Annotated in this window: 4 protein-coding genes; all 4 read right to left on the bottom strand. The window is 65.8% G+C overall.

Features of this window, described 5'->3' with window-relative positions; translation table 11 throughout:
- Positions 1-190: 190 nt before the first annotated feature.
- The 4 genes from lpdA to H8S47_RS14455 all read right to left on the bottom strand — a co-directional run bounded on the left by lpdA (position 191) and on the right by H8S47_RS14455 (position 6,345).
- Entirely contained in the window at positions 191-1,585 is a 1,395-nt protein-coding gene (gene lpdA, locus H8S47_RS14470) for a dihydrolipoyl dehydrogenase (RefSeq protein WP_187504532.1), read from the bottom strand.
- 95 nt (positions 1,586-1,680) lie between these two features.
- On the bottom strand, positions 1,681-1,968 hold the full coding sequence (locus H8S47_RS14465) for a GIY-YIG nuclease family protein (protein WP_268933084.1): 288 nt from the start codon (positions 1,966-1,968) through the stop codon (positions 1,681-1,683).
- A 94-nt stretch (positions 1,969-2,062) separates the two neighbouring features.
- The gene (gene odhB, locus H8S47_RS14460; RefSeq protein ID WP_187504531.1) at positions 2,063-3,307 is read right to left on the bottom strand and encodes a 2-oxoglutarate dehydrogenase complex dihydrolipoyllysine-residue succinyltransferase; all 1,245 of its coding nucleotides are present in this window, start codon (positions 3,305-3,307) and stop codon (positions 2,063-2,065) included.
- A gap of 101 nt (positions 3,308-3,408) precedes the next feature.
- A complete protein-coding gene (locus H8S47_RS14455) occupies positions 3,409-6,345 on the bottom strand; it encodes a 2-oxoglutarate dehydrogenase E1 component (protein ID WP_187504530.1) in 2,937 nt (978 codons plus the stop codon).
- Positions 6,346-6,428: the final 83 nt, after the last annotated feature.

Here is a 6,428-nt window from a genome sequence, read left to right as displayed (position 1 = left end):
CATCCGCATTTTTTTATAACCCCCCCGCGGGGGCGGGGGTGTGAACCCCGGGCCCCCTCTCAAAATATCAGCTTAGGCTTGGCTTGGCCGGACAGGGGCAAAGCCCCTGTCGTCTGACGCGGCTTTTGGCCGCGCCGGCCGATCCGACCGCTGGAAGCTTGGCCGTAGCTTTCGCTACGGCCTTGCGCGGTCAGATATGGATGGGTTTGCCCTGTACCGCCATCGCGGCTTCCTTGATCGCCTCGGCATGCGTCGGATGCGCATGGCACGTGTAGGCGATGTCCTCGCTGGTCGCGCCGAATTCCATCGCGATGGCGGCTTCGGCGATCAGCGTTCCCGCCAGCGACGAGACGATCCAGACGCCGAGGACGCGGTCGGTCTTGGCGTCGGCGATGATCTTCACGAAGCCGTCGGTGTCGCGGTTGGTCTTGGCGCGGCTGTTCGCGGCGAACGGGAACTTGCCGACCTTGATCTCCGCCTTTTCCTTCGCGGCCTCTTCCGTCAGGCCGACGCCGGCGATCTCGGGCATCGTGTAGACGACGCTCGGGATGACGTCCTCGTTGACGATGCCGGTCTGGCCGGCGATGTTTTCGGCAACCGCGACGCCCTCGTCCTCGGCCTTGTGCGCGAGCATCAGGCCGGGGATGCAGTCACCGATCGCCCAGACGCCGTCGACCTTCGTGCGGAAGCTGTGGTCGGTTTCGATCTGGCCGCGCTTGTTGAGCTCGAGGCCAATGGCATCGAGGTTGAGGCCGTCGACGTTCGCTTTCCGCCCGATCGAGACGAGCACTGCGTCGGCGGTCAGCGTCTCGGATGCGCCGCCCGCGGCGGGCTCGACGGTGACGGTCGCGACGCCGTCGGCGACGGTGACGCCGGTGACCTTGGTCGAGAGCTTCAGCTCCATGCCCTGCTTCTTGAAGAGCTTGGCGGTCTCGCGGCGGACTTCGCCGTCGAAGCCGGGGAGGATCTGGTCGACGAACTCGACGACCGTGACCTTCGCGCCGAGACGACGCCAGACCGAGCCGAGTTCGAGGCCGATCACGCCGCCGCCGATGACGACCATGTGCTCGGGAACCTTGGGGATCTCGAGCGCGCCGGTGCTGTCGACGACGGTCTTCTGGTCGACTTCGACGCCGGGGAGCGGCATGACGCTCGAACCGGTGGCGATGACGATGTTCTTAGCGGTGACCTTCTGGCCCGCCACGTCGACCGTGTGTGCGTCCTGGAATGCGGCCTTGCCCTTGAGCCAGGTGACCTTGTTCTTCTTGAACAGAAATTCGACGCCGCCGGTGAGTTCCTTGACGGCCTTGGCCTTCTCGGCGTGCATCTGGTCGAGGTTCAGCGTGACGCCCTGAAAATCGATGCCGAACTTCGTCATGTGGCCGCCCTTGGCCTCCTCGTAGATCTCGGAGGCGTGGAGCAGCGCCTTCGACGGAATGCAGCCGACGTTGAGGCAGGTGCCGCCGAGCGTCTCGCGGGACTCGGCACAAGCGGTGCGCAGGCCGAGCTGCGCTGCACGGATCGCCGCGACGTAACCGCCGGGGCCCGCACCGATCACGAGGACGTCATAGTCGTAGTCAGCCATTCTTCATCTCCGTCGTTCTCCTGCGAACGCAGGAGCCCAGGGTTACGGGAGGCGCCGCTTGTTACCCTGGACTCCTGCGTTCGCAGGAGAACGGGTTAGAAGAGCGTCTCGTACAAATCCTTCCAGTGCGGGTTGGTCCGTTCGATCAGGTCGATCTTCCAGGCCCGCTTCCATTTCTTCATCTGCAGTTCGCGTTGCCGTGCAGATTGTATGTCGTCACTCGCCTCGAACCACACAAGGAGGATGCAGCCATGCTCCTTGGAGAAGCCGTCGATCAGGCGGTTGCGGTGTTGGTAGGCTCTGGCGAGCAGGTCGCTGGTGACGCCGAGGTAGAGCGTTCCGTTGCGGCTGCTCGCCATCAGGTAGACGAAACCGAGTCTCATGTTTTCCTGCGTACGCAGGAATCCAGGGTTACGGAGGGTGGTGTCCGTGACCCTGGGCTCCTGCGTTCGCAGGAGAACGAGGAGCCCTCGTGGGTCAGAGGTCGATCAGGATGCGCGTGGGATCTTCGATCGCGTTCTTGAGCGCCACCAGGAACGTCACGGCTTCGCGGCCGTCGATCAGGCGGTGGTCGTAGCTGAGCGCGAGGTACATCATCGGGCGGATGACGATCTGGCCGTCGACGACGACCGGGCGCTCCTCGATGCGGTGGAGGCCGAGCACCGCGGACTGGGGCGGGTTGATGATCGGGGTCGACATCAGCGAGCCGAACACGCCGCCGTTCGAGATCGTGAACGTGCCGCCCTTCATCTCGTCCATCTTGAGCGCGCCTTCCTTGGCGCGCTTGCCGAAGTCGCCGATCGTCTTCTCGATCGTCGCGACCGACATCTGGTCGGCATCGCGGATCACCGGGACGACCAAGCCGCCCGGCGACGATACCGCGACCGAGATGTCGGCGTAATCGTGATAGACGATGTCGTCGCCGTCGATCGACGCGTTGACCGACGGGATATCGCGTAGCGCCATCGTCGCGGCCTTCACGAAGAAGCCCATGAAGCCGAGGCGGACGCCGTGCTTCTTCTCGAACAGGTCCTTGTACTTGGCGCGCGCCTCGATCACCGCGGTCATGTCGACGTCGTTGAACGTCGTCAGCATCGCGGCGGTGTTCTGCGCTTCCTTGAGGCGCTTGGCGATCGTCTGGCGGAGGCGCGTCATGCGGACGCGCTCTTCGCCGCGGCCCGATGCGGCGGCGGGCGCTGCGGCCGGGGCGGGCGCTGCGGCCGGAGCAGGTGCGGGCTTGCTCGACGCGGCGGCGGTCACGTCTTCCTTGGTGATGCGACCGTCGCGGCCGGTACCCTTGACGGTGCCGGGGTCGACGCCGTGCTCGAGGACCGCGCGGCGGACCGACGGCGAGAGTGCGGCGGGGGAGTCACTGGTGCCGGCGCCGGGCTGGTCGCCATAGCCTGCGCCGGACTCGTCCTTGGCAGGAGCAGCGGCTGGCGTTGCCGTCGCGGCGGGTGCGGGCGCCGACGCGGCGGCGCCGTCACCGGAGTCGATCGTGGCGAGCATCGCGCCGACCTGCACGGTGTCGCCGACGGCGACCGCGTGCTGGCCCATGACGCCGGCGACGGGCGACGGGACCTCGACCGAGACCTTGTCGGTCTCGAGGCTGGCGATCGGCTCGTCGACCGCGACGGGATCGCCGGGCTGCTTCAGCCACTCGCCGAGGGTGGCTTCGGTGATCGATTCACCCAGGACGGGGACGGTGACTTCGGTTGCCATGTTTGCTTCTACCTTTTGTGCTCCTGCGGACGCAGGGGCCTAGGGTTACTCTGCCGGACCCTGGGTTCCTGCTTTCGCAGGAAAACAGGGTCCGGGTTCAATCAGTTTGCGCGGGTGCGGCGGATTTCGTCGCGGACGGAGTGGCCGAGCGCGTCGGCGACGAGCGCGCCCTGTTCGGCCTGGTGACGCTTCATCAGGCCGGTCGCGGGCGAGGCCGAGGCATTGCGCCCGGCGTAGCGCGCGCGCTTCACGCGAGAGTCGACCGTTGCCAGCGCCTCCTCGATCAGCGGCTCGACGAAGAACCAATAGCCGTTGTTCTTCGGCTCTTCCTGCGCCCAGACGATCTCTTCCAGGTTCGGCATCCGTGCGACGCGCTCGGCGATCGGGTTGCCGGGGAAGGGATAGAGCTGTTCGACGCGGACGATCTGCGTGTCGGTGTCGCCCGCCGCGTCGCGTGCCTCGATCAGGTCGTACGCGACCTTGCCGGTGCACAGGACCAGACGCTTCGTATCGACGTCGGCGGCCGGATTGGTATCCGACAACAGGCGGCGGAAGTGGCTGTCGCCCTGGAAATCCTCGGCATTCGAAACCGCCAGCTTGTGGCGCAGCAACGACTTCGGCGTCATCACGATCAGCGGCTTGCGGAAGTTGCGGTGCATCTGCCGGCGAAGCAGGTGGAAATAGTTCGCCGGGCTGGTGCAGTTCGCGACCTGGATATTGTCGTCCGCGCACGACTGGAGGAAACGCTCGGGACGTGCCGAGCTATGCTCTGGCCCCTGCCCTTCATAGCCGTGGGGGAGCAGCATCACGAGGCCGTTGGCGCGGAGCCACTTCGACTCGCCGCTCGTGATGAACTGATCGATCATGATCTGCGCGCCGTTGACGAAATCGCCGAACTGCGCCTCCCAGAGGACCAACGTCTTCGGGTCGGCGAGCGCATAGCCATATTCGAACCCAAGCACGCCGTATTCGCTGAGCGGGCTGTCGAGCACTTCGAAACGCCCGTGCTCGATCTCCTGCAACGGCACGTACTTGTGCTCGTCGGTCTGGTCGACCCAGACGGCATGGCGCTGCGAGAAGGTGCCGCGGCCCGAATCCTGGCCGGACAGGCGGACGCCGTAGCCTTCCGAGAGCAAGCCGCCGAACGCGAGTGCTTCGCCGGTCGCCCAGTCGAAGCCCTTGCCCGACTTGAACATCTCGCGCTTGGCATCGATCACGCGGTTGAGCGTCTTGTGGATCTTAACGCTGTCGGGGATCGTCGTCAGCGTGCGGCCGAGCGAGTCGAACAGCTTCTGGCTCAGGCCGGTCTCGACGTTGCGACGCGCGGAGCCGCCATCGGTCGGCGCGCTGAGGCCGGTCCAGCGACCGCCGAACCAGTCGGCGCGGTTGGGCTTGTACGACGCGCCCGCTTCGAACTCGCCTTCGAGACGGAGCGTGAACTGCTTCACGTTCTCGTCGACCCAGGCCTGGTCGATCACGCCTTCCTTGATCAGGCGATCACCATACACCGACGAGACGCCGGGGTGCTTGCGGATGATGTCGTACATCAGCGGCTGCGTGAAGGACGGCTCGTCGCCCTCGTTGTGACCGAAGCGGCGATAGCACCACATGTCGATGACGATGTCGCGGTGGAACTTCTGGCGGAATTCCATCGCCATCTTGGTTGCGAAGGTGACCGCCTCGGGATCGTCGCCATTGACGTGAAAGACCGGCGCCTGGACGCCCTTGGCGACGTCCGACGGGTAAGGCGACGAGCGCGCGAACTGCGGCGAGGTCGTGAAGCCGACCTGGTTGTTGATGATGAAGTGGACGCAACCGCCGGTGTTGTAGCCGCGGATGCCCGAGAAGCCGAGGCACTCCCAGACGATCCCCTGCCCCGCGAACGCCGCGTCGCCGTGGATCAGCACGGGCAAGCTCGCCACGTGGTCCTTCAGATCGTTGTTGAGCGTCTGGATCGCGCGCGTCTTGCCGAGCACGACCGGGTCGGCGGCTTCGAGATGCGACGGGTTGGCGACGAGGCTCATGTGAACCTTGTGGCCGTCGAACTCGCGATCGGTGCTGGTGCCGAGGTGATACTTCACGTCGCCCGAACCGCCGATGTCGTCGGGATTGGCCGAACCGCCGGCGAATTCGTGGAAGATCACGCGCAACGGCTTGGCCATCACGTTCGCCAGCACGTTGAGGCGACCGCGATGCGCCATGCCGATGACGAGCTCGCGCACGCCCATCTGGCCGCCATACTTGATGACGCTCTCAAGCGCGGGGATCATCGATTCGCCGCCGTCGAGCCCGAAGCGCTTCGTGCCGACATACTTCTTGCCGAGGAACTTCTCCCACTGCTCGGCCTGGATCACCTTGGTGAGGATCGCCTTCTTGCCGTCGGTGGAGAATTCGATCGCCTTGTCCTGGCCCTCCATGCGCTCCTGGAGGAAGCGGCGCTCCTCGACGTCGGAGATGTGCATGTATTCGAGGCCGACATTGCCGCAGTAATTCTTGCGCAACGTGTCGACGAGCTCGCGGATCGAGACCCATTCGAAGCCCATCGTGCCGCCGAGATAGACCTTACGGTCGATGTCGGCGTCGGAGAAGCCGTGATATTCGGTCTTCAGATCCTCGGGCATCTCGCGCTTCGAAAGGCCGAGCGGATCGAGGTTGGCGGCGAGGTGACCGCGGACGCGGTAGGTCCGGACGAGCAGCTGCGCGCGGATCGCGTCGGCCGCGGCCTTGGCGATCTCTTCCTTCGATACGGGAGCGGGTGCCGCTGCGGCGGGAGCGGGCTTGCCACCCTTGGCGGGCTTGGGCGCGGGCTCCATCTGGGTCGGATCGAGCGCGGCGGTCAGGTCGTCCGTGGTGGTGAGCGGCCAGCGGGCGCTCTCCCAGCTCGGGCCCTGCGCGGAACCTTCAAGACCCTCGAAGAACGCGCGCCAACCGGATTCGACCGAGGCCGGGTCCGCGTTGAACTTGGCGTAGAGCGTCTCCACGAACGCCGGGCTGACGCCGGCTGCGATATCGCTGAAATCCTGGCCTTCGTAGCCCATCGTTCTCGTCCTCAGTGTCCTTCTCCCCGCGGGGGAGAAGGAGGGGCCCGCCCGCACTTGCGGGTGGGAGGGTGAGGGCACGG

Origin of the sequence: Sphingomonas albertensis (genome assembly GCF_014358075.1) — a bacterium.
Classification (GTDB): domain Bacteria; phylum Pseudomonadota; class Alphaproteobacteria; order Sphingomonadales; family Sphingomonadaceae; genus Sphingomonas; species Sphingomonas albertensis.
Note: the sequence above shows the minus strand (reverse complement) of the source record. Positions and strands in the feature narration are given on the sequence as shown.

Excerpts from the sequence above, each read along its gene's own strand:
- lpdA (WP_187504532.1), bottom strand. The coding sequence starts at position 1,585 with ATGGCTGACTACGACTATGACGTCCTCGTGATCGGTGCGGGCCCCGGC.
- H8S47_RS14465 (WP_268933084.1), bottom strand. The coding sequence starts at position 1,968 with ATGAGACTCGGTTTCGTCTACCTGATGGCGAGCAGCCGCAACGGAACG.
- odhB (WP_187504531.1), bottom strand. The coding sequence starts at position 3,307 with ATGGCAACCGAAGTCACCGTCCCCGTCCTGGGTGAATCGATCACCGAA.
- H8S47_RS14455 (WP_187504530.1), bottom strand. The coding sequence starts at position 6,345 with ATGGGCTACGAAGGCCAGGATTTCAGCGATATCGCAGCCGGCGTCAGC.